Raw genomic sequence first — 23,149 nt, 5'->3', positions numbered from 1 at the left:
GGATTACCGAGCGGGTCGTCAGGGGATTACGCCACCAGCCGCACAGTAAATGTCCGGCCTATCAGAGCATTGCTCTGGGCCGACTGATAGGGACGACACCATGACCACCACCACCGACACCAATACCGACCGCGTTTTCATTTTCGACACGACGTTGCGCGACGGCGAACAATCGCCCGGCGCCACCATGACGCTGGAAGAAAAGCTGCAGGTCGCCGAAGCGCTCGACGAGATGGGCGTCGACATCATCGAGGCCGGTTTCCCTATTGCCTCCAATGGTGATTTTGAAGCCGTGGTCGCGGTGGCCAAGCAGGTCAAGCGCGCCACTGTCGCCGGCCTCGCCCGGGCCATTACTGCCGATATTGACCGGGCCGGTGAAGCGGTGCGCTATGCCCAGAAGGGGCGCATTCATACTTTTGTCTCCACCTCGCCGATCCATCTGGCGCACCAGATGAAAAAGACCGAGGACGAGGTGATCGAGATCATCTCCCGGACGGTGGCACATGCCCGCAATCTGATCGACGACGTTGAATGGTCGGCGATGGACGCGACGCGCACGCCGATGGAGTTCCTCAAGCGCTGCGTTGATGCCGCGATCAAGGCCGGTGCGACCACCATTAACCTGCCCGATACGGTCGGCTATGCGGTGCCGGACGAGCATTTTGCGATGTTCAAGACCATCATCGAAAGCGTGCCCAATGCCGACAAGGCGATTTTTTCGGTGCACTGCCACAATGATCTGGGTCTGGCCGTGGCCAATTCGCTGGCCGGGGTGGCCGGCGGGGCGCGGCAGATCGAATGCACGGTCAATGGCCTGGGCGAGCGGGCCGGCAATGCGGCGCTTGAAGAGGTGGTGATGGCGCTGCGCACCCGGGGTGACACTTTGCCCTATCACACCGAAATCGAGACCACCCATCTGGCCCGCGCCAGCCGAATCGTCTCGGCGGCGGCCAATTTCCCGGTGCAGTACAACAAGGCCATTGTCGGCAAGAACGCCTTTGCTCATGAGAGCGGCATCCATCAGGACGGCATGCTCAAGAACGCGGAGACCTATGAGATCATGACCCCGGCCAGTGTCGGGATCAAGGAAACCACCCTGGTGATGGGCAAGCATTCCGGCCGTGCTGCGTTCAAGGACAAGCTGCGTGAGTTGGGCTACGAGCTGGGCGACAATGCCTTTCAGGAGGCTTTTCAGCGCTTCAAGGATCTGGCTGACCGCAAGAAGCATGTCTATGACGCTGACATCGTGGCGCTGGTCGATGACGAGGTCGGCTCGGTCGGCGATCGGATCAGGCTGGTGGACATGGAAGTCGTGTCAAAGACCGGTGGTACCCACAAGTGCAACATGCGGTTGAGTATTGACGGCGAGGAATCGAGCGTCACCTATGAGGGCACCGGCTCGGTCGATGCCATCTTCAACGCCATCAAGGCGGCTGTGGGCCAGGAGCCCCATCTGGTGCTCTACGCTGTCGATGGCGTGACCGGGGGCACCGATGCCCAGGCCAGTGCCCATGTGCGGCTGGAACTGAATGGCCGCATCGCGTCAGGCAATGCGGCAGAGCCTGATACGCTGGTGGCCTCGGCCCGGGCCTATCTCAATGCCTATAACCGCCTGCTGATCGAGCGGGGCGCCTCGGCGCAGGGCGCCATGGCCGGTTAGTCCAGACAGTTTCGCGGCGGGGCAGCACATTGCCCTGCCGACGACGTACTTGTCCGACAGTTACCCTAGCGCGGCTATGGCTTGGGGTAGTTCGCGGGCCAGCATATCCAGATCGGCGGGGGTGCCGACGCTGATGCGGATGCAGTGGTCGAGCCCACTGGCCATTGGCTTGCGAATGAAGATGCGGCGGGCCGCCAGTGCGGTGAGAATGCCGCTCGCATGGCTGGCGTCGCCGCCGCAATCAATGGTGACAAAATTGGTGGCCGAGGGCAGGGGTGTCAGTCCATTATCCGTGGCGATCTGGGCAATGCGGGCGCGCGACGCTGCGGTGAGCTGCACAACCTGGTCCAGGTGCTCTGGCGCCGCGATGGCGGCGATAGCACCAGCTTGGGCGACGGCGTTGACGCCGAAATGATTGCGGACGCGCTCGAAGGCGGCAATCGTCTGGCGCTCACCGATGGCATAGCCGCACCGCAGACCCGCCATGCCATAAGCTTTGGAGAAGGTACGCAGCCGCAACAGATTGGGCCGGTCGGTGTCCAGCGGGGGCAGGGTGCCGGGCGGCGCAAATTCGCCGTAGGCTTCGTCGAGCAAGATGAGCGTGGACGGGGGAACTGCATCGATGAACTGGGTAACGGCCTGGGCGGAGTGCCAACTGCCCATCGGATTGTCGGGATTGGCCAGATAGACGATTGACGCGCGCTCGCGTCGGGCCGTCGTGGCCAGCGCCATCAGGTTTTCGGCATATTCACGATAGGGCACGCTCACCACTTCAGCGCCGAAGCCGGCAGCGTGATAGTTCAGCGTCGGATAGGCGCCCAGCGAACTGACAATAATGGCGCCGGGTGCGGCATAGAGGCGGACGGCCAGTCCCAGCAATCCGTCGATCCCCTCGCCGATGACGATTGCATCGCTGGGTATGGCATGATGGCGGGCCAGAGCCAGCCGCAGATCGTGATTTTCCGGGTCCCCATATTTCCAGCCTGCCGACAATGCTTCCGCCATTGCAGCCAGCGCCGTCGGCGCGGCGCCAAACGGGTTCTCATTGGCCCCCAACCGCGCCAGAAAGGTTTGACCCAGCCGGCGCTCCAGAGCTTCAGGGCCGACAAAGGGCACGGTGTCAGACAGGGCTGCGGCGATAGGGGCCAGGCTGGGACGGGTCAAGGGCGGGCTCTTGGCGATTTGGACAAGCGGGCAAGCGGATAGTTACACAAACGTTGAAGCCGGCGCCCTGAATTGTGGCGAAAAAGCGGAATTATTCCCAGTATGGAACTATAGGCCGTCATTCTGGATAAAAACACGGCATGCCAGAAACTTAGTGCCGAGGCGGGAATGATGGTGGGGCTCAACAGCGCGTATTCATCTTCGTAGTTATACATATTCTGCACATTTTTTCACCGCAATCGAAGCAACTGGCGGCTTTGTTCTGTGCGACGTCTTGGTTGGATTCCATTTTACTAAAATTGTCAGAAGCAGGGTAATCCTCTTGAAGGTATGCAGTGCCAGTATAAGAACCGCGTCATTTAACTGACGCACTACCAACGGAGTATCAAGGAGCTCGTGTCATGTTAACTACCTATCATCTCGCGCGAGACCATCTGCAACAAGCCGCTGCAATCCTGCAGGGGCCTGACAGCCGCTCGCGTCAACTGGTCTATATCGTGCAAAGGACCATCAGTCTGATCGATGATCTGACGCTCCCGACGGCAAGCCCAGCCAACAATGTGCTGGATTTTGTTGAGTACAAAGCCCAACGCGAATGTCATTCCTGATACCGCGTCGGCACTGACTACCGCATAAACGGGCCGCTCTATGCTGAAACCATCCTGACGGATAGAACGCCCGTCAGGATGCGGCCACTCCAGGCAGGCGACGCCGCCATAGACCGCCAGGACCAGCTCCGCGAGACACCGCACAGACATCCTTGCTCACGAAAGTTACGACAGGCGCTAGACAGCGCGAAATCCCTTTGCTAGAGAGCGCCTACTTTGGAAGCTCCAGTAGGGGGCGAGTAGCTCAGCTGGTAGAGCAGACGACTCTTAATCGTCGGGTCCACGGTTCGAATCCGTGCTCGCCCACCAAAGTCCTCTTATGAAATCAGGCGCTTAGCCCTATTCCTCCCGCTCGCTGCGCTGCCAGCGGTTTCCAATTCTGACTGCTGGTTTCCAATTCGTGTTCTGTTCCCGTTCCAATGCGGCGGGCTGAACCTCTGCCCAGCGGCTTTCCAAAAGCTGCATTCCGTCACGCGCAAGAGCCCTGCTGCTCACTTCCATGCCGTAATGACGAACCATTTGTTCGCTCATGTTGACGATGGCGCCGACCTGGGCCTCGGTGCACCCAACCTCCAATAGATTTATCACTGCGTTCTTGCGCAACCCGTGGAATACGATCCGTTCTTTGCGGAATCGCTTGAACGGCTTTGTGTCCATCATGCGTTGCCATTCCGCCCGGAATCCATCGGCGGTCTTGTATGGGGCCCCGCGAACGCCAAGGTGCATGTGTACGGCGTCGGCCTTCCCCTTTTCGATCCATGTCCGATAGGCGCTGTGGATCGGTATCCAGACAGTGTTCTTGGTCTTCTGTGCCCGGACCTCCATCACCTTGTCGGTGGACTTTGGCCGCAGCATGCGCAGCACGTCCGTCTGGCGCTGGCCGGTGAACAGTGCAGATATCGCCGGCAGCAGCATGTTGAAGGGCGCGTGTTCCACCAGCGTCACAAATGCCCAATCCGGCCAAGGCTGCCACGGCTCGCCGCCGGGGATCTTCTCACTCGCGGCGAACGGGTTGCTGGTGGCGTAGCCGCGAGGGATTCCCCAGGCATAGAGGCGAGAGGCAAAGGCGCGGAACCCGTTGGCTGTTGAGTGCGTCTCGGCCAGGCCGTCTATAGTCTGTTGCGCATCGACTGTGGTGACGTCATCCGGCATGTCGAACGCCCAGGCGTCGAGGATGTGGCCAGCCGCTTGCCGGTATCCCTTCTGCGTCGACTTGGACAAACCGGCCCATACTGGCGAATCCTGGAACGCCTCAATCAGAGCGGTGAAATCCTTGGCCCCATGATGATCGCGCCGTACCTTGGCCTTGGCGATCTTGTGCGCCTCTGGCCAAAATTCCTTGCTGCTGTGGCGGGGTAGTTGGGTGCCGTGAAGGTGGAACGCATCCCCATTGCGCTCCAGAGCCGCACAGATGGCCACAGACGGGCCAAACTCTGGTGACAGTGGCTCGGGCAAGGCAATGGATGGCCACGCCTCTGGCGTGTTCCTGTGGCGTGTGTAGAAGGTGTAGACAATCGGTTCCCGCCCCTTGCGCGACTTGGTAACGCGATGGACGTAGCGCGGGAGCTCAACCACTCCGCTTTTCCCTGATCGCGGCAACGAACCGATCTCCCATACCCGTGGGTCGGTCAGTAATGCCGATGGCTCGGTCAAGGTCAAGACGTGACCAGAACCGGCGGCGCTGGCTTTCGACCCATTTTGGCTCGGGATACTGAATGCCGACGCGCTCTAGGAAATCCTCGACGTGCTTTTCCCCGCAATACCCAGCCGCCATATCGGCGTTCATGCGTGGCGGCCAGCTGCCGGACGGTATCGTGGCGGGACGTCTGGTCATGGCGTCATGACGGCTTTTGGCCGTCTACCTCCGGGGGCTTGGGCATGGCTGCGCGAGCGCGTCGAAAGTCGCCCTGAGTGAGATAAACCCAGCCGACGCCATCACTATCGGGCAATGGATTGCCCTTATTGTCCAGATCGCCGCCGTCTTTCATGTATTCAGCAAACGGCTCTAGCGCCTCACGCGCAGCCTTTAGCTGGGCTTCAAGTTCCTCAAGGCGGCGGGCGGCTTCGGTGCAGTCGTTCTCATGGTCGGTCGGATCGGTGAAGCCGCCATAATCCCGCAACCGCTCCACCAGATCGTCGCCAACGCTTACCGGGTTGCTCCTGGGGTGGGTAGGTTCGCGCAAGGAGCCGGGCTTATACGCGCCGGGATCAAGGTCGTTCGCTGTGTATTTGCCCATCTCTACTTCCCCTCCTGCGCGGCCTTGAGCGACGAATAGACTGGCGGCAGGCCGTGCACCTGATCGCCCTCCAAATAGAGCCGGATCAGCATTGCCATTGTCTGCCGGATTTCCTCGGCGACGTGTTGCGGGGTGTCCCTGCCTTCCGCGCAATGGATTGCGGCCTTGACCACCTCGCCCGCTTCCTCTGCCACCTTGGAAATCACATAGTTCGGCTGGGGGAATTTCCGCATGGCCTTGTCCGCCTCAGCCATAGCGTCAACGAACAGTTCCATTGCTGCGTTGTCCCCCACACTGACCGCCGAGGTCTGTGCGCGGCGGGCGGCGGCGATGATCTTGCCAGCCGCGATAACTTCAAGTTCCTCGGCAGCTTCAAACCCGCAAAGATCATTGCGAACTTCGATGTAGTGCTTGGTCATATCCTCCAAGCAATCCGCCAGATCACGCATCAATTCGGCATCGCTGATTTGGTCTGTCATGGCTGGTGCTCCAGTGCTGAGAGGGCGACAAAGCGGCCATCCTCAAACTCACCTTTTGGCCGAACCCATAGCGAGCCGTCATCAACGGATCGGTAAATTGCAACTTCGTCCATATCGACGGGGACCAATTCACGGCTACCGCGAACCCAAAACCAGTCTTCCGTCTGCATTTTACCGATACCGATCAGTACGTAGTCGGTGCCGCGCTTCACGTGCCGGTGCATCGTGGCCACCACCTCCCCAGCTTCCGTGGTTCGTAGGGATTTCTGGGCGAGGGCTTGGCGACCTTCGTCAGTGATCCACGCAACGCTGTGATCGGTGTCGCTGTCGTGGCTGGATTTGAGCCAGCCCTTGTCAATGCAGCGGTTGAAGGTATCAGCCTCGCTGCCAACCTCGTCGGCGCAGAACCACTGCAGCCAGCTCCAGCGTTCATCGCCTGCATCGGTCTGGCCGCCCATGGCGTTGACTATGGACAACAGCACAAGCTCTTTCTGACCGTCATCCAGCTTCGCGCTCAAATCAGTCATTTTCGGTTCCTCGGTTGCGTAGGCTGAGACTTGATCTGATCGACGCGGCTGGTAAGCCATCGTTGATATTGCGCCTCGCTTTCGGCAAGCATGGTGTCGAGACAGGCTTCTAGCCGCCGCAGACTTCTCCGCTGCACGTCTACTGGCTTACTCATTGCCTTCGTCTCCATTAGCTAGTGCTGCGCGGCCTGCGTGTTCGTCCCGGCTGAGCTTGATGCGCAGGGCCTTGGCCTCCAGTGCGTAGTGATCAGACATGCGCTCGGCCTGGCTGATCTCGACTTCGATCTTTGCCCTCTGCGCCTTCGTCAGTTTGCTCATATGTCGCTCCTGCGCTGGATTGGTCGGCTGGCTGACCTTTGCGGCTGAGCCTTCGGAAAGCCGGCGGATTTGAACTGCGACGGCTTCCGCATGCCATTGTGACGATCAGCCAGGCGCTTGCCCTTGGCCTGCATTGGTACGTCATAGCCGCTGGTCTTGAAGCGATGGCAGGCAACGCAGCAGGCGACGGCATTGTCGAGCACGTCGCTGCCTTCGTCCGTCGCTGGAATTGGATAGTGGTCTATCTCGACGCGCTTGCCGTCCAGAGAGGCGTTGCAGCGCTGGCCGGGGCGAAGGCCATAGACAGCACCAATCGCCTCACAGCGCCCGCCGCTGCGCTCTCTGGCCTGGCGTTTGACCTTGGCGCTAAAGTTGTGCCTAGCCATGGGCGATCTCCACGACTTCCACGCCGGCGCGGCGGGCCTTCCGGACCATGTCTGCCGTGCCGCGCCCGCCGGGAAACGCGATCACAAGATCTGGCTTCCCTTCGTCCAGCATCCGCTTGTTGCGGGCCGGGCCGGCAAAGGCGCCTTGGTTCTCCCAATCAGCTAGATAGGTCTCGACTTCCACCATGCGGCGAAAGCCCCATTCCTTGCCGCAGGAATCCGCTCCGCGCGCGCCGCCTTCGATGATCACGTCAATGCCGGCATAATCGTGCAGCTTGTCGAGCACAGCAAAGACGCGGGCAGTGTCGTTATAGTCGCGGCCGCCACAGACTAGGACGCGGGTCATGCTGCGATACCGCTGCGCTTCTCGGCCTCATACCTGCCGATGGTCTCGATAACCCGATCAATGTCAGCAGCAGGAATCGAAACCGACGCGCCGCTCTCAACGATCAAGGTCTCGCCGCGTGCGATGTTGACGTTCAGCGGAGTAATGGACCGGATTGACCGGCCGATTTCCCAGATGCCATAGATCCCCACGAACACGACCATGCCGGCGATCTCGGTATACGGGATCAGCCAAGTCAGGGCGCCGACACAGCCGGCGACGATCACCAGCCGGATTAGCCACATCAGGGGCCGCATCGAGAAGCGCCGCAGATACCGAAAAGTTGTCATGCTGCATCCCTCCGAACAACGCCAGCAGAAGGCCCTGGAGACCTCTCCACCCAGCCTTTTCCAGACCGAGTGAGAACAACAGGAACCTCAGTCCAGTTTCCCTTGGAGTCGCAGGTGTGTTTGGTGGTGAGAACGGAGGTCATGCCACGTGCCTCCATGAGCGCCGATCTTTCACCGCCTGGACGGCGCCGTCTGACACGCCATAGATGCGCGCAACGGACGGTACCGTTTCCCCCTGACGGATTAGCCGCCGAACATCAGCAACTTGAGCCTCGGTCAGCCTCGCCTGATAGCACTTACTGCCCAGAGGCAAAGTCCCATCAGTCAGCTTGTCGTGCATATTCTCAAGCTGGGTCGCCCATCGGACATGACGATGGTTGACGCAACCCTTCTGCCCGCTCCTACATGAGTGAGCGGCAACATGATCGACCGTCGGAGGGGGCCCAAACTTCCGGGTGCAAACCTCACGGTGCGCCTGCACCAGTTTCCCGTCGATGTAGAGCTTCCCGTAGCCTTGGCTCTTGCTAAACGGCCAGAGGATGCAGTCATCTGTGTTGGCAGCTAATGCAGCCAACAGGAATTTCAAGGGGGCCCCTTTCGGGGTGAAGTGCGCTCGTTTTTTGCCCATCAGCAGCAAAGCTCCCACGGAAACTGATCAAATCGAAGCCACACAGCAAGGGTCAGCAAAGCGCCCGCCCAGGTAATGCAGAGGGTGGTGGAAAGGGTGGGGTTCATGCTGCACCGCCGATTTGAGCAGCGACGGCAAGCATCCGCCTCTTAACTTCCTGCTCCACGTGTTCCGCGATCAGGCGCGATATCCCCGCGTCCAGTGCCCCAGCATCCTTCTGGAATGACGCTTCCAGCCGCGACACGATCTCGGCGTTTGCAGATCGGTTGTTGGCACTGGCTGCGTCCTTGATCCTCTGGTGCAGGTCGTCGGGCAAGCGAGCCTTGAACTGCTGCCCCGCCTGCGCGATCAGCACGGATGTATCGGTGCGGCTCATTCTGCAGCCTCCACATTGTCATGGTTCAAATCGGTATCGCCTTCGACCATCTTGCGAGCGTAGAAGTCAGCGATCTTGTCGCCGCCACGGGCTGCCTTGCGCGCGATCAGCATTTCCCCGGCGCGGGCTGGGCCGTGCTCGGCGAAATCCCTGCGCCACTGGAGATTGTCGGCATCGTCTTCGGCTCGACGCTGGCGGAGAACTGCCTTTTCGTCATCGGACAGCGCCTCATAGGCAGCCAGCCGAAGCTCGGCAGTGGTCTTGCGCGCCTTCTTGGCGCCGGGCTGATAGCCCATCTGCTCCATGCTGCTGAGTTTGCGAACGCCCCGGGTCATGACTGATCCCCGCCGGCTTCATGGAGCGCAGCCAGATCAAGCTGCAGCTGCCCCTTGAGCCTCAGCAGTTCGGTGGACATGTTCCCGCCGTTCCCGTTTCCAGTGAAGGTCGTGCCAATGATGTCGCCGGTTTCATCCTGCTGGATCTTGGCAGCGACAGCGGCTGCTGTGTCCTCGACACGACGACGGGCGGCCAGCTCAGTCTCAGAAATCCATGGCATTTAATAAATCGGCGGGCCGGTTATTGGCCAAACCCGCCGCCCAGGGGAGAGGGAAGGGTTACTGGCCGGGCTGGTAAACGTCGTCAGCCCCGCCGCCGAGCTCGCTGGCATCGCCCATGAAGTCGACATCTGGCAGGATGGTCTGCGGCTTGAAGATCACGCGGTAGTGGTAGACGCTGACGCCGGCCGGCTCGAGCTGCTCGGCGAAGTAGGTCACATTGTCGGACAGGCCCAGGAAGTGCTTCTTGTAGCTGGCAGGCCCGGTCTTGCAGGTGACGGTCAGCTGGCCCGCCGTGTCGAAATTGCCTAGCGAGCAAAGGCCCTCGACGCTCAGGATATAATCGCCAGTGATGCCGTTGTAGAACACGACGCGGCGGTTAATTTCGAACTGGTCGGCGGCCTTCGAAAGGTTCGATGATGCCACATCGGCATCCGAGCAGGCGGCCAAACCCAAAGCCAAGGCAATGGCGGAAATTCCAAGCAGTCGTTTCATCGGTCTATCTCCTGATCTTCGCAGGAGGGCACCACAGCGGATGCCCTCGGGGGTGAAGATCAGGCAGCGGCCTTTGCTGCAGCCTCGTCGCGGATGGCAGCGAGGCGCTCGCCGACCTTGGCCCGCCAATCGGGGCCATGCTCAAGCGCAAGTCCGATGAACCAGTGCAGGACATGAACCTGCTCGGCTTCAGCCTTGGTCGGGATTTCCTCGCCGCCGGCGCGCAGTGCCGAAGCAAGCTGGCCAGAGGTCCAGAGCATCGTGCTCAAAACTTCGCGCAGCTCGTCAGTGAGTTCGGTGGGGTATATGCGCTTGGGCGCTGTCGTCATCTTCCGTCTCCCATCCTCTGCCAAGGCGATATGCCTGGCTGGTGTTGTTGTGTGATGGACGCACCGGATCGATGCGCCCGAGTTCAGTTCAGCAGCTGTAGTTGCCGAAGCCGCCACCAAGGGACCAGCCGGGCTGGCTGCAGGTCGGGGGCTGTGGCGTCACGATGTCGGGGTTTGCCGTCACCAGATCAGGATTGGCCGTAACGGTGGTTTTGACCGGGATGGGCATGCCGCCGTGACCGGGATGCAGCGAGCGCGGAACACAGTCGGCGTTGACATCGGCAATGGTGTCACACTTGGCATTGTACCAGCCGGAACCGCTGGGGTTCGGATTGCCGATATGAGGCTCGCTGCTGCTACCTGTGTAACCGCCACCCGACTTGGTGACGGTTGGTGCCTGTGGCGTCACGGTGGGTGCCTGCGGCGTCACGATATCAGGCTGGGGCGTATAGGTCTTGGGGCCGAGCGGAACGTAGCTGGCGGCAGAAGCCGGAACACTCATTGCAGCAAGTGCAAGAGCAAGGGCGACAGTCGGGGTCAGTGTAAGGCGGTTCATGTGCTTCCTCCAATCGGCGGGATGCCGTGTTGATGGGGAATACGTAGCGCAAATCGCTACTAGCCGCAATACATAAAAATGGAAAATCGCTACAGCCAAATTGCGCCAAAAATCACCGATTACTCAACAGGCGGAGAATCCTGTGTTCGGGCGATTAGAGGATTGACTGTTATTAACGGTGCGGCGAAACTTGCGCTGCGGGGTAATCAGACATCGATGTGCAGACCGGGCCAGCGGCGCGAAGACCGACCGGCGCAGGAACATACCGCGAACGCCAGAGGGGGCTCAGGGCCAGTGCTTAAAGACTATGAGTTTATCGCGCTTTTGCGCCGGGTGTCGCCTGATGGCCTGCAGGATGTTCTTGAGTACGGGCGGCATTTGCGACAGCTCGCACTTGCTGAGCATACATCTCTCGAAAATTCTCAGGCAAAGACTGGTAAATCTGGATGATCTCGGCCAGCCTCGGATCCCGCCGCTTGCTTTCAAGCGGCGGGTAGCCCGTTATCTCCGAGATGGCAGCGGCCTCGTCGGCGCTTACCTTGCGCTTCCCCAAGACCATCTTGTTCACGAATGAGCGATCCTTAGAGGTAATGACCTGGCGATCTGCCAGCCTCGTCGCCAGATCAGACTGGCTCAGTCCTGAAAAGGTCAACGCATCTGCTACCCATTGGTTTATGGGTTTGACGTCGGTTGTGGTGTTTGCAGTGTCCTTAGCCATGCCGGTCTTTTAGCGCGGTGTAGCGCGAACGTCCGCAGTGATGATCGCTACAAAGGTGTTGACGGGTGTAGCGGCTATCGCTACAACGGGCAACTATGGAACCAGCATCTAGCATCATCGCAAAGTTCGGCGGCAACGCCAAGGTAGCGCAAATCCTGGGCGCGCATCCCGCTCGGGTTGCCAAGTGGAAACAGCCACTAAGCAAGGGCGGTACGGGCGGACTAATCCCGATCAAGCGCGTCAATAAGCTGCTGGCGGCTGCCCAAGCAATGGACATTCCGCTTACAGCCCGCGACTTCCTGCCGGTCGAAGGCGAGGCAGCAGCATGAGCGCCCGGCCAATCCCAGCAGACATATTCGAACGCGCCGAGATCCTTATGGATCAGTTCAGCGCCATCACAGATGATCGCGAGCTGATTGCCCAGGTCATCATGGCAGATCGTGAGTACCGCGCTGCAGCTCCGGCACAATGCGGACTGACGGCAGCGCAGCGCGATCTCCTCAAGTTCATCGAAGGCTACATCGTCGACCACGGGCACTCGCCCAGCTTCTCGGAAATCGCCGAGGGCATTGGCCTCAAGTCCAAGGGCCCGGTGCACGACATGGTGCAGCGGCTGGTTGAACGCGGCCGGGTCAGCTTCACGCCCGGCAGAGCGCGCTCCATCACCATCACGGCGGGGATGTAGGTCATGGCCTCTATCTATTATCGCGGCGCAGACCTCGCCACCGAGGCGGCTGCCTTTGCCGAGCGCATCACTCCTGCAAAAGATCGCTGGCTGTATTGCCTTGGTCGAACCGCCTATCAGCACAAAGCGCGCAATGGTGAGGTTTACACCTGTCTCAGCGAGAGAACATTCCCCGTCTGCGACCGCATCATTGGTTGCTACAAGGGCAACGCCGCAAGTCGCCTCCGCAAGCTGAGTGAACTTGGATGGGATGGCGCTGTTGAGTGGGTCTCCGGCCGGCAGTGGCTTGCCCAGCGCCCGTATTTCTACGTTGGGCCAATGGAGCCGTGGCACGTGGGGCATGTGTATTTCGCCCGCGTGGAATCCCACCCGCACGTCATGAAGGTCGGTTTTTCGCGCCGCGTCCGCGAGCGCATCGAAGATGTAGAGAGCAAGTGCAAGGTCAAGCTGTTTGTGCCTCCCGGGCATCTGATCGTTGGCACGATGGCAGACGAGCACTTCATGCACCGGACAATGAAGCGGGCGAACATCGCTGGCGAGTGGTTTTTCGATTGCTCTAGCGCCGACAGATCGCTGCCCGACTTCCTGCAATCCCAGCAAGAGAGGGCAGCATAGATGCTCAGCAGCAAATTCCTCAAAGACGTGCTGGACGAAGCCTATCCCATCATCAAGCGCCAGCTTGAAGACGCCGAGGTAATCGCCTCGTTCCGCGATCTGGTCACGGCCAATGGCGGCGACTGGTCGGCGCTCAAGGCTCTGATGAAAGCCCATGTCCAAGACAGCCTGGACGACAGCGGCGAGGGCAAGCGCGTCAAGAAGATCCTCGAGAAGGCCGATAGCTCGAATGCCTATGCCGGCATGCTCGGCTTGGCGAATATGAACGAGAAAAATTATTTTGAGGGCGAAGACGATGACGTCGGCGCTCCGAGCAATTTGCAGAAAGTGCAAACTGCTCCAACCGAACCCCAGCCGCCCGTTTCGGCTGGCAGCGACCTGGCTGCATCCCCAGCCAATGATGATGGTCAGGTCGCAGATAATCCCGTGGCGAAAGCTGCAGATGACGCGAACTCTGGAGATGCGATGTCCGAGGTATCGGCGGCGGCCGATGCACCAGAGCGAGCCGATGTGGCGAGTAGGGTTGCTGGCGACCGGGCACCAGCTGCAACGTCTGAGGATATGGACGTGACGGGCGGAGAGAGTGCCGCAACCAAATCCCTCTATGCCCCCAAGGGTGAAACCGTCTGGGAACTCACCCCACCAGAGGGCGTGATCCGTCACGAATACAGCCAGGCATTCGGTGAAGCCGGGCAGGACATCGCCGTCATCGAGGATGACATGGCAAACGCCGCCTCGGCGCCCATCGTCAAGATCGGCAATGTCATCCTCGATGGCTGGGCCCGCTATCTCAAGGCCCGCGAGCTCGGCATCGAATACCCCGTCGAGCAGTACGCCGGCACTGACAGCCTGATGGACTGCATCAAGTGGAACACGGGCGGCCGGATGATGACCTCCGAGCAGTCGTTCCGCATTGCCCAGCGTCTCGCCAAGGCAGAACCCAAGCGGAAGGCCGACATCTACGCAGCATTCGAGCTGGGGATGGCGTTGGCATGAAAGCCCGTCTCTCCCCATCCTCCTCCACTTCCCTGATCCGCGCTCTTGCATGGTGTGCCCTTGGGTGCGCTGCGGTGGTTGTTGCCATGACGGTGACGCTATGAGCGCGTGGGCCCGGCCTGGGGTGAAGTGCGTTTGCGTGGACGTGTCGGTCGGGCTCGTCGACGGCCTTCCCGTGCCTCTGGAAAAGAATGCTGAATACACGATCGTGTCGGTTGATCGGCGGGGTGTGCTTCTTGGCCTGCATTTGGCGGAGGTAGATGCTCGCTGTCGCCTGGGGTTCTGGATTGGTCGGTTTCGGCCGGTGACGCATAGTTCGCAAGAGCAGGATATTGCCCTTTTCCGGCAGATCATTGCCCAGGTTCCTGCCGGGGTGGACGCATGATGTTCGCCTCAGCACTTCCCGCCATCAATCAACTTCAGACATGGGGCCGCGCTGGTACTGCGTTGCGCGCCTCTTTGCCTGCCGTTGTCGATGACAAGGTGCAGGACTGGCCGCGCCTTCGGGTTCGGGCTGGGATCGAGCGTTTTGACCCGCTCACCAACAGCCGGGGGCCTCGTGCCTCCGGCGCCATCAATTCTCATCGGTCGGAATCCTCCCCCGACCGCGGGCGAGTGCATAGGGTCGGAACCCTCCCGGTCCAACATTGCATTCGCCCATTCCATAAAGCTGAGCGCGTTGCCGCTGCTCGCTGTGTTTCCGCGTCCGGTGTGGGTTCCCGCCCGTCCGGTCGCAATCGCCTGGCGCATCAGCCGCTCATAACTGCCGTCGCTGCTGCGCTTGTTCATATCCGTCGCCTTTCGTCGTCGCTCTCGTCTCGTTGGATTGACCCTAACGAGATCGGATTGACGCATGCGCAAATCGTCTTTGCTCCCGGAGCAAAAGCCAATGACTGACCTTTCCGTAGTGGATGAGGCCGCAACCTGGGCCGACTTGCTGGTGAGGCGCGAACATCGCGGCCCCGGCGACACGATCGACGCTGCACGACAGCGGGCGGCCCGCAAACACAAGCTGCCCGAGCAGGTGCTCTGGTCGCTCCGCTATCGCAAGCCCAAGCGCATATGGGCCGATCTCTACAAGCGCCTCGAAATGGCTGTTGCGGCCGAAATCCAAAGCCAGGAGTCCCGCCTTGCCCACGAAATCGCCATCACCAAAGCCATCGCTACTTCGGCGTCTAGCCGCGCTCTGGTCGATGAGGCTGAGGCTCTACTGGGAACGGCGAAGGGCTCGAAAGCACGAGCGACTGCCGAACGAACCCAACCACAAACCGACCGGGCCTGACGAATGAATGACCCTCTCCGTGTTCTCATAGCCTGCGAATTCTCCGGCACAGTGCGCCGAGCCTTTGCCGCGCTGGGCCATGACGCTTGGTCGTGCGATCTGCTGCCGGCCGAGGATCGGTCAAACCATCACATCGTCGGCGATGTCCGCGACATTCTCGGTGACGGCTGGGACTTGCTCATGGTGGCGCACCCGCCATGCACCCGGCTTTGCCGCTCTGGCCGGCGCTGGCTGTCCGGCGCCGGCGACATGACACCGCCCAAGTCGCTGCCGAGGGGTCGTACATGGGACAGCATGAAGGCCGAATTTGCCGACGGTCTGGATCTGTTCATTTCCTGCTGGAACGCACCCATCGAGCGGGTGGCCATCGAGAACCCCGAGATGCACGACATCGCCCGCCGCCGCATGCCGGCAGGGGTGCCAAAGCCCCATGTCGTGCAGCCGCACTGGTTCGGCCATCCCGAATACAAGGCGACCGGCCTTTACCTGCGAGGCCTGCCGGAACTGGTCGCAACAAATCCGCTGCCAGAGCCGCTCAAGGGCTCAGACGAATGGAAGGCATGGAACCGGGTCTGGCGCATGCCTCCCGGCGCCAATCGCGGCCATGAGCGCTCTCGGTTTTTCGACGGCATGGCGCGGGCGATGGCCGATCAATGGGCAGGGCCAGCAGGCCAAAGCCTTTCATCCAGCACACCGAACGCAGGCCATAGCCTGTCTAGCGCCGCCTAATCCACCACCAAGGGAGAAAACACCATGACCACTAAAGCCAAGACAGACCTCAAGATCGTGCAGCCTGAAATCGAGCAGATGGAAGCTGTGATGCAGGAAGCTGCCAAGCAGACCGCGCCCATGGTGCAGCGCCTGGCAGCCCATCGTGACCGGGTAGACCTGGCCGTCAAGGAACTGGAGAGCGAGCGGTTCGATCTGCTGTCTCGTCGTGACCTCGTGCGGCGGCAGGCAGAGGCCGTGGAGCAGGGCTTGAGCATGCACATCGCCGATATCGAAGCGACAATGCGGCTCTATGAGGCTGGGCTTAATAGCCTGGCCCAGCCGGGGGATTGAGGATGGCAAACACAGATGCCGATTGGCTTGATAAAGCTGCCAGCTATTTCGAGAAGCACCCCACAGATGGCGAGGATATGGCGTTTTGGGCAAATGTCGCCAATGCAGAGCGCTGCCGGACCATCGCGGCGCGCCTTCGTGCTGAAGAGGCTGACACCTGCAGCGCTGGTGATGAAGCGGTTATGGAGCTCTTTGTCGCTGCAATGGCCGAGGCGGACAAGGCCATGCGTAAATTCCCCCAGCCAAACTATGTGATTTCCAAGGTGGCAGAGGAAGCGGGCGAAGTCGTCAAAGCAGCGATCCACTGCGCCGAGGGCCGCGACACCCCAGAGCATGTTGCCGAGGAAATCCGGCAGGCGATGGCGATGCTGATCCGGCTCTATGTGGAGGGCGATCAGGTGCACGGCCTGCCATCGATCTATTCATCGATCGAGGCCCAGCCATGAACATCAGAGCCATCCAAAGCATCACCAATCCTAAGCCATTACCTCCAGGCGCCAGCGGTGAACGCATCCGGGCAAGAACACGCCGGGCAGAGACAACAGCAAAGCTCATGGCAGAAGTAGAGCGGCAGAACCGGGCCGTAGCGGCTGGTACTTCACGGCAGGCCCAGCAGGCGCTTGATGAGATTGCGGGGCGGGTATGACCGTCGTCGCCTCAAACTACGCCCGCGCGGCCAATGACCTGTACCAGACCGAGACATGGGCGACGGAAGTGCTGTTGCGGCATTTCCCGGTGTCGGGGATCAGCGTCTGGGAGCCTGCAGCCGGAAACCACCTTATGGCTGATGTGCTGCGCGAACGTGGCGCCGCCGTAGTGACGTCGGACATCGTCACATACGATCGGCCTCACGATACGATTTACGACTTCCTTAACGGCGGGCTGCTGGGCGTGATGTCCAATCGCTCGGCGATCATCACCAACCCGCCATATGGCAAGGGGAACCGTGACGCGGTGCGCTTCGCCGAGCTGGCGCTGGACCGTTGCACCGGCATGGTCGCGCTGCTGCTGACCGCCAAGTTCGACTTCGGCAAGACCCGCCGACACTTGTTCCAGAACAATCCTCGTTTCATGGCCAAGATCGCCTTGCTGGACCGCATTTCGTGGGCAGGCAATGGCGAAACCGGCACGGAAGATCACGCCTGGTACGTCTGGGGGCCAGCGGGCCGGTTGACGCCGCCAACGATGCTGTGGGGCGCGAAATGATCACCCGCGAACAATGGGCATTCACCGAACTCGACACTCGCCGCACCGACAGGAGGGCCGCAGCATGAATGCAGCGCCATCAACCACGCCACGGTCGCGCTTCGCACGGCCAAAGGCATGCATGGGCTACCCAAGCCAGAACGAAGCCGTTATCGCGCTGTATGAGGCCGCAAATCACCCAAAGCTGATCGCAAAGCGCGCTGGCATCCCCCTCAACTCGGTTTACCGGGTCATCTGCAATTACCGCAGGGTGTCAGGCAGGGACATTGCGCCGAATCCATACCAGCCAAAGCAGGAGGTTGAGCGAGAGCCAGACCATCACAGCCCGATGTGGGACATGGAAGAGCCGCGGCGTCGCATGGCAATCATCGCCAAGGCTCGTTCTGGCGCTCGCAAGACGCTGGAGGCAGCGGGTCTATGAGCCACGAAGCCACCAACTGGGCAGTCAAGCAGAAGGGCTTACGGCCGATCGCCAAGATCGTGCTGTGGCACCTGGCCGACTGCCACAACCCGGTGCAGGGCTGCTTTCCGACCCAAGACTATCTGGCGGGCGAGGCAGAGGTCAGCCGCGCATCAGTCAATCGCATCCTAACCGAACTCGAGCATGCAGGGATCATCCGGCGCGATCAGCAGATCGATCCTGAGACCCGCCGACAGCTTCCTACCCGATATCGTCTTGCGTTCGAAAAGGACTTTGAGCCACTACATGTTGATGCCCGTGTCTCAGGATTGGACACGGAAGAAAATGCCGTTCCGTGTCTCAAAATCGGCAAAAGCCGTGTCTCAAAATCAGCAGATTCCGTGTCTCACAGCTCTGAGACACTAACCAGTAAGATAACCAGTAATCTAACCGGTAACGGGCAAGCGAGCGTTTCGCTCGATGATGTCTGGGAAGTGTTTCCCCGTCGCAAGCTCACCAACCGGCGAGACGCCCAGTCGGCTTTCGATGAGCTGGATCACGCTGGGCAGTCCCGACTGCTGATCGCGGCAAAGCGATATCGCCAGTGGCACATCGAGGACAGCGAGCAGCGCAACGCCACCCCAGAAAGCCAGCTGGAATTTCGCACCGGGCTGGGGAAGTGGATCAGGTCGGGTGCTTGGATTGCGGCACTGACCGTGCCTCTCAAAACCGACCCGGTACCGCCGGCAACAAATGGCCTGGTCGTTCTGGCATCGGATCATCCCGACTTCATCGCCGTCCAGAACATGCGCGGCAAGGCCATCATGGTTGGCAACAGCGGCAAGGCGACATTCCGCATCGAGGAAATCGAGCAGGCGAGGGCGTCAGCATGAAAGTCTCGATTGCCGACCAGATCGCCGAGATCGAACGCTATCGCAACGGGCTGCAGGGCTTTGTCGACAATGGCGTCGAGCCCAAGGAAGGTCCGCCGGCTGCCGTGCGGCTCGACCGGGCAGAAGCCGCTCTGCTGACACTCAACGCATGGGCTGCATATGCGGCCGATATCGAACAATCCAACACCACTAAAGGGGCATAGAATGGCAAAGGGCAGACCAAGGAAGATCGGCGTCAAGCGTACAGCATCGGGTCGCGCAACGCGGGCAGGCGCCGTCCCGGCCAATATGGAGGCCATTCTGCGGCGCATGAAGATGTTCGGGCTCTCCGAAAAGGATGCTCGCGACCAGAAGGCGGCCACATTCATTGGCAGGCTCAATCTGACCGACAAGAAGGCCTTGATCAGCAATGCCCAGTACGACGCGGCAATCAGCTTCCTTGAGGTCTATGACAAGTATAAACGGGCCATCGGCGCTCCCGACGCCCTCAAGCAGTCCGGCGGCGTCGGTTCCGGTGATAACACTGAGGATTATGCTCGTTGGTGTCAGAACGCCAAGGCCAGGTATAATGCCGCCATGATGGCGATCAGGGATGAACAGGAGGTGTTGACCAATCGAGGCGCCAACCTCTATGCCGCGCTCGACTATATCGTTTGTCGGGATGAACAGCACTGGCATATGGTGGGTGACTGCAGGCTGGCCCTCAATGCCCTGGCGCATCACTTCGGGTTGCTGGGGAAAACCAAGCGATTGACCATGGCGGCTTAGGAGTCAGGGATGGATATCAGCATCAGCGGCAGCGGGACCATTACCGGGGATTGGTCGGAGTTGTTCGAAATGGCTGAGAGTCATTGGTCTGTGGAATTAGCCAGACTCAAGGAAATATCGATGATCACCGGAGATGAAGTGATCTATGACCTCACAATGTTCGATGAGGATTGGTCTCCAGTCTATCATCACTCAAGCGATGACCCTGTCGCTTGGGTCAACAGTAAGACCGGCGAACGGGTAGATGGCGCCGATCATCCGAATGCTACTTGACGAAATCTGCGAACACGGCAATAAGTCATTATTCCATTTTCAGACTATAGTCTGACCAGACCCGCCCAGCGAAAGCCGAGGCGGGTTTTTCGTTTGCCCTCGTAGCTCAGATGGTAGAGCGCCTGACTTGTAATCAGGATGTCCGGGGTTCGATCCCTCGCGTCGGCATCATTCACATCGGAGAGCATGATGACCGACGGCCCCCGCGTTGTGCCCATGCAGCCCAAGGACGACATGAAAGCCGCCAGCGATATGCTGCGCCGCATGGCCCCTGAGTTGATGGAAAACGCAAAGACTATCGCCCGCATTCGCCGTGCATCGTATCTGGCCCATGTCGCAGAGGGCTTTACCGAGGCCCAGGCGCTGGAGCTGTGCAAAAGCATGGCGATGTAATGCCCATCCTCTCCAACCCCAAGCAGAAGGCATAGGGTATTGGCAGACAGACGCGCGCCGCTCAGGGTATTGAAGCCCAGGCTGGCCAAGATGGCGCCCAAGCTGCAGACGGCTCGAGCAGTGCGCGATACCCGATACAGTCCAGATGCCACAGTGCGTGGTTGGTATCACTCGGCAAGGTGGCAGGCGCTGCGGCTGCATGTGCTGTCCCGTGATCTCTACACCTGCCAGCAAACAGGCGTGCTGCTCATCGGCAAGCACCCGGCACCGAACAGCCCAGTGGTTGATCATGTGATCCCACATCGAGGCGATGAACAGTTGTTCTGGGACATCGGCAACCTGCAGGCAGTGAGCAAGGCCTATCACGACGGTGAGAAGCGGTCGCAGGAGCAGGGCTGGTCATGACCCCCCCGGGGGGCGTCCGAAACTCTGGAAACCCCTCTTTTCCTGCACCCACGTCGCCCTCACTCAGAGATTTTTTCCTCTGGTGGAAATCAGGGGTGCGAACCAAGGCGCGAACCTCACGATGAACGCCAAAAAAACAGCCACTGACTGGCCTGCTATCGAGGCCGAATATCGGGCCGGAAAGCAGAGCATCCGGGCGATTGCCGAGTGGTTTCAGATTTCAGACACGGCGATTCGCAAGGAAGCCAAGAAGCGGGAATGGGTGCGCGCGAACCATGCTGTTAGTTCGCAGCAAAGGGCCGCTGCGAACCAGCCCGCGATTCCGACGGTGATCGGTGAAGTTTCCAAGGTCGAGGAAGTGCTCGGCCGGGGCCGCAATCTTGCCGAGCGCATGCTTGATGAGCTGGGCGCCGAGACGCTGCACAAGGGTGAGATGGAAGTCATCATCCACATGAACGAAACGGACCCGGAGCGGTTGGTCGCGCTGAAGCAGGCGGTGAGCTTGCCGGTGCGCGCCAAGACGCTCCAGACGATTGCCCTGGCGCTCAAGACAATGGGCGAGACGGTCGCTGAGCAACCCAAGGGCAAAAAAGCAGCGCAGAAAAGCGCAGCCGATGCCGCGACGGGGCCGGGCGGCAAGTTTGCGCCGCGTCCGGGGCCGCCTCAGTTGTCGGTGGTTGGTAAATGACGCCAGAATGGACGACCGCTTGCCCAGACTGGGAGAAGCGGATCGTCGCGCAGCGGTCTCTGATCCCATTTCGTCCGCTGTTTCCGGCTGAAGCTGAGTATGCCCTGGGCGTTTTCAAGGCGCTGAAAGTGGTAGACCTGCCAGGCCAGCCGACTTTCGGCGAGGTCAGCGACCAGTGGGTATTCGATTTCGTTGCGGCCATCTTCGGCGCCTATGACGCGGAGACCGGCAAGCAACTGGTGACCGAGTTCTTCCTGCTGATCAGCAAGAAGAACACCAAGTCGACCATTGCTGCGGCGATCATGCTGACGGCGCTGATCGTTAACTGGCGCCACAACGAAGAATTGCTGATCCTGGCGCCGACGATTGAGGTCGCGCAGAACAGCTACAAGCCGGCGGCCGCCATGGTGCGGGCCGATCCGGAGCTTGACGCCAATGCGGGCGAGGGCGGGTTTCTCACGGTCCAGGATCATATCCGGACCATCAAGCATCTGGGCAACGATGCTGTCCTAAAGGTCGTGGCGGCCGATACCGACACAGTGTCGGGCAAGAAGTCGGGCCGCATCCTGATCGATGAGCTTTGGGTGTTCGGCAAGCGGGCTGGCGCGGACGCAATGTTGCGCGAAGCGACTGGCGGCTTGGTATCGCGGCCAGAGGGGTTTGTGATTTCGCTCTCGACGCAGAGCGACGATCCGCCGGCCGGCGTGTTCAAGGCGAAACTGGACTATGCCCGTCAGGTGCGGGACGGCCAGATCGTCAATCGCAAGTTTCTGCCGGTGCTCTATGAGTTTCCGGAGAAGATGGTCGAGGCAAAAGCCTACGAAGATCCGGCGAACTTCTATGTGACCAACCCGAATTTGGGGCGGTCGGTCAGCCAGGAATGGCTGGAAGAGGAGATGATTAAGGAGCTTTCGGGCGACAAGACGACGCTCGCGACGTTCCTGGCAAAGCACCTCAATGTCGAAATCAGCATGAACCTGCGGTCAAACCGCTGGGCTGGCGCTGATCACTGGACGGCGGCGGAAGATCCGGAACTTGCCGCGCTCTCGCATTATGAGGCGCTGGACCGATTGCTCGAGCGCAGCGAAGTTGCCGTGGTGGGCATCGACGGCGGTGGCCTCGATGACTTGTTCGGCCTCAACGTCCTCGGTCGCGAGCCGGGGGAGATCGAAGTCCATATCGAGATCGACGGCGTGAAGGTCACGCGGAAAATGAAACGCTGGCTGTCCTGGTCGCATGCCTGGTGCCACAAGGGCGTACTGAAACGCCGACCGAAGATCGTCACGACGCTACAACGCATCCAGACAGCAGGCGAACTGACCATTCTGGATGACCCTCTGGGCGACGTTGCCACGATCATCGAGCATATCAGCCGCATCAAAAGCATGGGCTTGCTTGGCGGGGTGGCAGTTGATGCCTCCGGCCTGGGCGAAATGGAAGATGCTCTCGATGAAATCGGGGTGACGCAGGAAGCTGGGTTGCTGGCCGCTGCGCCGCAGGGTGGTTGGATGATGAGCTCCATCAAGGGCGCGGAACGGCGTCTGGCGTCCGGCCTGCTCAAGCACGCCGGCGGCCCGCTGATGAACTGGTGCGTGCCGAACCTGAAGATTGAGCCGACAGCAACCGGGATCCGGGCAACGAAACAGACGGCCGGTGACGCCAAGATCGATCCTGCAATGGCGTTGTTCAACTCGGTGACGCTGATGGCTCGCAATCCGGCGGCAGCCGGCGGCCCATCTGTTTACGCCTCACGCGGCGCGCTGGTCCTTTAGG

At 60.4% G+C, this 23,149-nt stretch carries 37 protein-coding genes and 1 tRNA gene; 22 read left to right on the top strand and 16 right to left on the bottom strand.

The features are described from left to right. The first annotated feature begins 100 nt into the window (after window positions 1-100). Entirely contained in the window at window positions 101-1,660 is a 1,560-nt protein-coding gene (locus ABFY71_RS06400; protein ID WP_305581384.1) for a 2-isopropylmalate synthase, read from the top strand. 60 nt (window positions 1,661-1,720) lie between these two features. Here the strand turns inward: ABFY71_RS06400 and ABFY71_RS06395 are convergent, their stop codons facing one another. Further along, window positions 1,721-2,824, bottom strand: a complete 1,104-nt coding sequence (locus ABFY71_RS06395; protein WP_347945190.1) for a pyridoxal phosphate-dependent aminotransferase — start codon at window positions 2,822-2,824, stop codon at window positions 1,721-1,723. A 401-nt stretch (window positions 2,825-3,225) separates the two neighbouring features. Here ABFY71_RS06395 and ABFY71_RS06390 point away from each other — a divergent pair, with 401 nt between their 5' ends. Then, window positions 3,226-3,432: a hypothetical protein gene (locus tag ABFY71_RS06390; RefSeq protein WP_305581381.1), complete on the top strand. Its 207-nt coding sequence runs from the start codon at window positions 3,226-3,228 to the stop codon at window positions 3,430-3,432. 233 nt (window positions 3,433-3,665) lie between these two features. After that, window positions 3,666-3,741 (top strand) — tRNA-Lys (locus ABFY71_RS06385). A gap of 30 nt (window positions 3,742-3,771) precedes the next feature. Here the strand turns inward: ABFY71_RS06385 and ABFY71_RS06380 are convergent. From ABFY71_RS06380 to ABFY71_RS06310, 15 genes are all read right to left on the bottom strand, one after another. Continuing rightward, window positions 3,772-5,091, bottom strand: a complete 1,320-nt coding sequence (locus tag ABFY71_RS06380; protein WP_347945189.1) for a site-specific integrase — start codon at window positions 5,089-5,091, stop codon at window positions 3,772-3,774. Between the two features lie 179 nt (window positions 5,092-5,270). Beyond that, window positions 5,271-5,669: a hypothetical protein gene (locus ABFY71_RS06375; RefSeq protein WP_347945188.1), complete on the bottom strand. Its 399-nt coding sequence runs from the start codon at window positions 5,667-5,669 to the stop codon at window positions 5,271-5,273. Between the two features lie 2 nt (window positions 5,670-5,671). Beyond that, a complete protein-coding gene (locus tag ABFY71_RS06370) occupies window positions 5,672-6,148 on the bottom strand; it encodes a hypothetical protein (RefSeq protein WP_347945187.1) in 477 nt (158 codons plus the stop codon). After that, window positions 6,145-6,675: a hypothetical protein gene (locus ABFY71_RS06365; RefSeq protein WP_347945186.1), complete on the bottom strand. Its 531-nt coding sequence runs from the start codon at window positions 6,673-6,675 to the stop codon at window positions 6,145-6,147. The genes ABFY71_RS06370 and ABFY71_RS06365 overlap by 4 nt, the downstream gene beginning before the upstream one ends. A gap of 147 nt (window positions 6,676-6,822) precedes the next feature. After that, window positions 6,823-6,993, bottom strand: coding sequence for a hypothetical protein (locus tag ABFY71_RS06360; RefSeq protein WP_347945185.1), 171 nt, complete (start codon window positions 6,991-6,993; stop codon window positions 6,823-6,825). Further along, window positions 6,990-7,379: an HNH endonuclease gene (locus tag ABFY71_RS06355; RefSeq protein ID WP_347945184.1), complete on the bottom strand. Its 390-nt coding sequence runs from the start codon at window positions 7,377-7,379 to the stop codon at window positions 6,990-6,992. The genes ABFY71_RS06360 and ABFY71_RS06355 overlap by 4 nt, the downstream gene beginning before the upstream one ends. Continuing rightward, a complete protein-coding gene (locus tag ABFY71_RS06350) occupies window positions 7,372-7,725 on the bottom strand; it encodes a DUF2493 domain-containing protein (RefSeq protein WP_347945183.1) in 354 nt (117 codons plus the stop codon). The genes ABFY71_RS06355 and ABFY71_RS06350 overlap by 8 nt, the downstream gene beginning before the upstream one ends. Continuing rightward, entirely contained in the window at window positions 7,722-8,054 is a 333-nt protein-coding gene (locus ABFY71_RS06345; protein ID WP_347945182.1) for a hypothetical protein, read from the bottom strand. The genes ABFY71_RS06350 and ABFY71_RS06345 overlap by 4 nt, the downstream gene beginning before the upstream one ends. A gap of 731 nt (window positions 8,055-8,785) precedes the next feature. Then, window positions 8,786-9,058, bottom strand: a complete 273-nt coding sequence (locus ABFY71_RS06340) for an Arc family DNA-binding protein (RefSeq protein WP_347945181.1) — start codon at window positions 9,056-9,058, stop codon at window positions 8,786-8,788. Beyond that, on the bottom strand, window positions 9,055-9,393 hold the full coding sequence (locus tag ABFY71_RS06335) for a hypothetical protein (RefSeq protein WP_347945180.1): 339 nt from the start codon (window positions 9,391-9,393) through the stop codon (window positions 9,055-9,057). The genes ABFY71_RS06340 and ABFY71_RS06335 overlap by 4 nt, the downstream gene beginning before the upstream one ends. Next, window positions 9,390-9,614 (bottom strand): hypothetical protein, encoded by a 225-nt coding sequence (locus ABFY71_RS06330; RefSeq protein WP_347945179.1) that lies wholly within the window; start codon window positions 9,612-9,614, stop codon window positions 9,390-9,392. The genes ABFY71_RS06335 and ABFY71_RS06330 overlap by 4 nt, the downstream gene beginning before the upstream one ends. 58 nt (window positions 9,615-9,672) lie before the next feature. Beyond that, window positions 9,673-10,107: a beta-sandwich lipoprotein gene (locus ABFY71_RS06325; RefSeq protein ID WP_347945178.1), complete on the bottom strand. Its 435-nt coding sequence runs from the start codon at window positions 10,105-10,107 to the stop codon at window positions 9,673-9,675. Between the two features lie 59 nt (window positions 10,108-10,166). Next, window positions 10,167-10,436 carry a hypothetical protein gene (locus ABFY71_RS06320; protein WP_347945177.1) on the bottom strand — a complete coding sequence of 90 codons (270 nt, stop codon included), beginning with the start codon at window positions 10,434-10,436 and terminating at the stop codon, window positions 10,167-10,169. A gap of 88 nt (window positions 10,437-10,524) precedes the next feature. Beyond that, window positions 10,525-10,992: a hypothetical protein gene (locus ABFY71_RS06315; RefSeq protein ID WP_347945176.1), complete on the bottom strand. Its 468-nt coding sequence runs from the start codon at window positions 10,990-10,992 to the stop codon at window positions 10,525-10,527. A 313-nt stretch (window positions 10,993-11,305) separates the two neighbouring features. Next, window positions 11,306-11,710, bottom strand: a complete 405-nt coding sequence (locus ABFY71_RS06310) for a hypothetical protein (RefSeq protein ID WP_347945175.1) — start codon at window positions 11,708-11,710, stop codon at window positions 11,306-11,308. 95 nt (window positions 11,711-11,805) lie between these two features. On the opposite strand from ABFY71_RS06310, the gene ABFY71_RS06305 reads away from it, so the two are divergent. The 19 genes from ABFY71_RS06305 (at window position 11,806) to ABFY71_RS06215 (ending at window position 23,148) form a co-directional block, all read left to right on the top strand. Next, complete coding sequence (locus ABFY71_RS06305) at window positions 11,806-12,039, top strand: hypothetical protein (RefSeq protein ID WP_347945174.1); 234 nt, start codon at window positions 11,806-11,808, stop codon at window positions 12,037-12,039. After that, window positions 12,036-12,395 carry a LexA family protein gene (locus tag ABFY71_RS06300; protein WP_347945173.1) on the top strand — a complete coding sequence of 120 codons (360 nt, stop codon included), beginning with the start codon at window positions 12,036-12,038 and terminating at the stop codon, window positions 12,393-12,395. Before ABFY71_RS06305 ends, ABFY71_RS06300 begins: the two co-directional genes overlap by 4 nt. A gap of 3 nt (window positions 12,396-12,398) precedes the next feature. After that, window positions 12,399-13,010, top strand: coding sequence for a hypothetical protein (locus ABFY71_RS06295; protein WP_347945172.1), 612 nt, complete (start codon window positions 12,399-12,401; stop codon window positions 13,008-13,010). Next, entirely contained in the window at window positions 13,011-14,006 is a 996-nt protein-coding gene (locus tag ABFY71_RS06290; RefSeq protein ID WP_347945171.1) for a ParB N-terminal domain-containing protein, read from the top strand. Between the two features lie 139 nt (window positions 14,007-14,145). Further along, the gene (locus ABFY71_RS06285; RefSeq protein WP_347945170.1) at window positions 14,146-14,391 is read left to right on the top strand and encodes a hypothetical protein; all 246 of its coding nucleotides are present in this window, start codon (window positions 14,146-14,148) and stop codon (window positions 14,389-14,391) included. Between the two features lie 504 nt (window positions 14,392-14,895). Continuing rightward, window positions 14,896-15,288, top strand: coding sequence for a hypothetical protein (locus ABFY71_RS06280; protein WP_347945169.1), 393 nt, complete (start codon window positions 14,896-14,898; stop codon window positions 15,286-15,288). A 3-nt stretch (window positions 15,289-15,291) separates the two neighbouring features. After that, a complete protein-coding gene (locus ABFY71_RS06275; protein WP_347945167.1) occupies window positions 15,292-16,017 on the top strand; it encodes a hypothetical protein in 726 nt (241 codons plus the stop codon). 24 nt (window positions 16,018-16,041) lie between these two features. Next, a complete protein-coding gene (locus ABFY71_RS06270) occupies window positions 16,042-16,350 on the top strand; it encodes a hypothetical protein (RefSeq protein WP_347945166.1) in 309 nt (102 codons plus the stop codon). A 2-nt stretch (window positions 16,351-16,352) separates the two neighbouring features. Further along, a complete protein-coding gene (locus ABFY71_RS06265) occupies window positions 16,353-16,796 on the top strand; it encodes a hypothetical protein (protein WP_347945165.1) in 444 nt (147 codons plus the stop codon). A gap of 196 nt (window positions 16,797-16,992) precedes the next feature. Next, window positions 16,993-17,556, top strand: coding sequence for a hypothetical protein (locus ABFY71_RS06260; protein WP_347945164.1), 564 nt, complete (start codon window positions 16,993-16,995; stop codon window positions 17,554-17,556). A 64-nt stretch (window positions 17,557-17,620) separates the two neighbouring features. Then, entirely contained in the window at window positions 17,621-17,977 is a 357-nt protein-coding gene (locus ABFY71_RS06255) for a hypothetical protein (protein ID WP_347945163.1), read from the top strand. Next, window positions 17,974-18,849, top strand: a complete 876-nt coding sequence (locus tag ABFY71_RS06250; RefSeq protein ID WP_347945162.1) for a helix-turn-helix domain-containing protein — start codon at window positions 17,974-17,976, stop codon at window positions 18,847-18,849. The genes ABFY71_RS06255 and ABFY71_RS06250 overlap by 4 nt, the downstream gene beginning before the upstream one ends. Beyond that, window positions 18,846-19,052: a hypothetical protein gene (locus tag ABFY71_RS06245; protein WP_347945161.1), complete on the top strand. Its 207-nt coding sequence runs from the start codon at window positions 18,846-18,848 to the stop codon at window positions 19,050-19,052. Before ABFY71_RS06250 ends, ABFY71_RS06245 begins: the two co-directional genes overlap by 4 nt. A gap of 1 nt (window position 19,053) precedes the next feature. Beyond that, window positions 19,054-19,617, top strand: a complete 564-nt coding sequence (locus ABFY71_RS06240) for a hypothetical protein (protein ID WP_347945160.1) — start codon at window positions 19,054-19,056, stop codon at window positions 19,615-19,617. A 9-nt stretch (window positions 19,618-19,626) separates the two neighbouring features. Beyond that, on the top strand, window positions 19,627-19,890 hold the full coding sequence (locus tag ABFY71_RS06235) for a hypothetical protein (RefSeq protein ID WP_347945159.1): 264 nt from the start codon (window positions 19,627-19,629) through the stop codon (window positions 19,888-19,890). Between the two features lie 189 nt (window positions 19,891-20,079). Continuing rightward, window positions 20,080-20,283: a hypothetical protein gene (locus ABFY71_RS06230; protein WP_347945158.1), complete on the top strand. Its 204-nt coding sequence runs from the start codon at window positions 20,080-20,082 to the stop codon at window positions 20,281-20,283. A 90-nt stretch (window positions 20,284-20,373) separates the two neighbouring features. Further along, window positions 20,374-20,688 (top strand): HNH endonuclease, encoded by a 315-nt coding sequence (locus tag ABFY71_RS06225; protein WP_347945157.1) that lies wholly within the window; start codon window positions 20,374-20,376, stop codon window positions 20,686-20,688. Between the two features lie 121 nt (window positions 20,689-20,809). Next, the gene (locus ABFY71_RS06220) at window positions 20,810-21,376 is read left to right on the top strand and encodes a hypothetical protein (RefSeq protein ID WP_347945156.1); all 567 of its coding nucleotides are present in this window, start codon (window positions 20,810-20,812) and stop codon (window positions 21,374-21,376) included. Then, the gene (locus ABFY71_RS06215) at window positions 21,373-23,148 is read left to right on the top strand and encodes a terminase large subunit (protein ID WP_347945155.1); all 1,776 of its coding nucleotides are present in this window, start codon (window positions 21,373-21,375) and stop codon (window positions 23,146-23,148) included. The genes ABFY71_RS06220 and ABFY71_RS06215 overlap by 4 nt, the downstream gene beginning before the upstream one ends. Window position 23,149 lies beyond the last annotated feature (1 nt).

The organism is Devosia alba (genome assembly GCF_039938915.1).
Classification (GTDB): Bacteria; Pseudomonadota; Alphaproteobacteria; order Rhizobiales; family Devosiaceae; genus Devosia; species Devosia alba.
The sequence above is the reverse complement of the archived record's forward strand: the minus strand, read 5'-3'. Positions and strand labels throughout refer to the sequence as shown.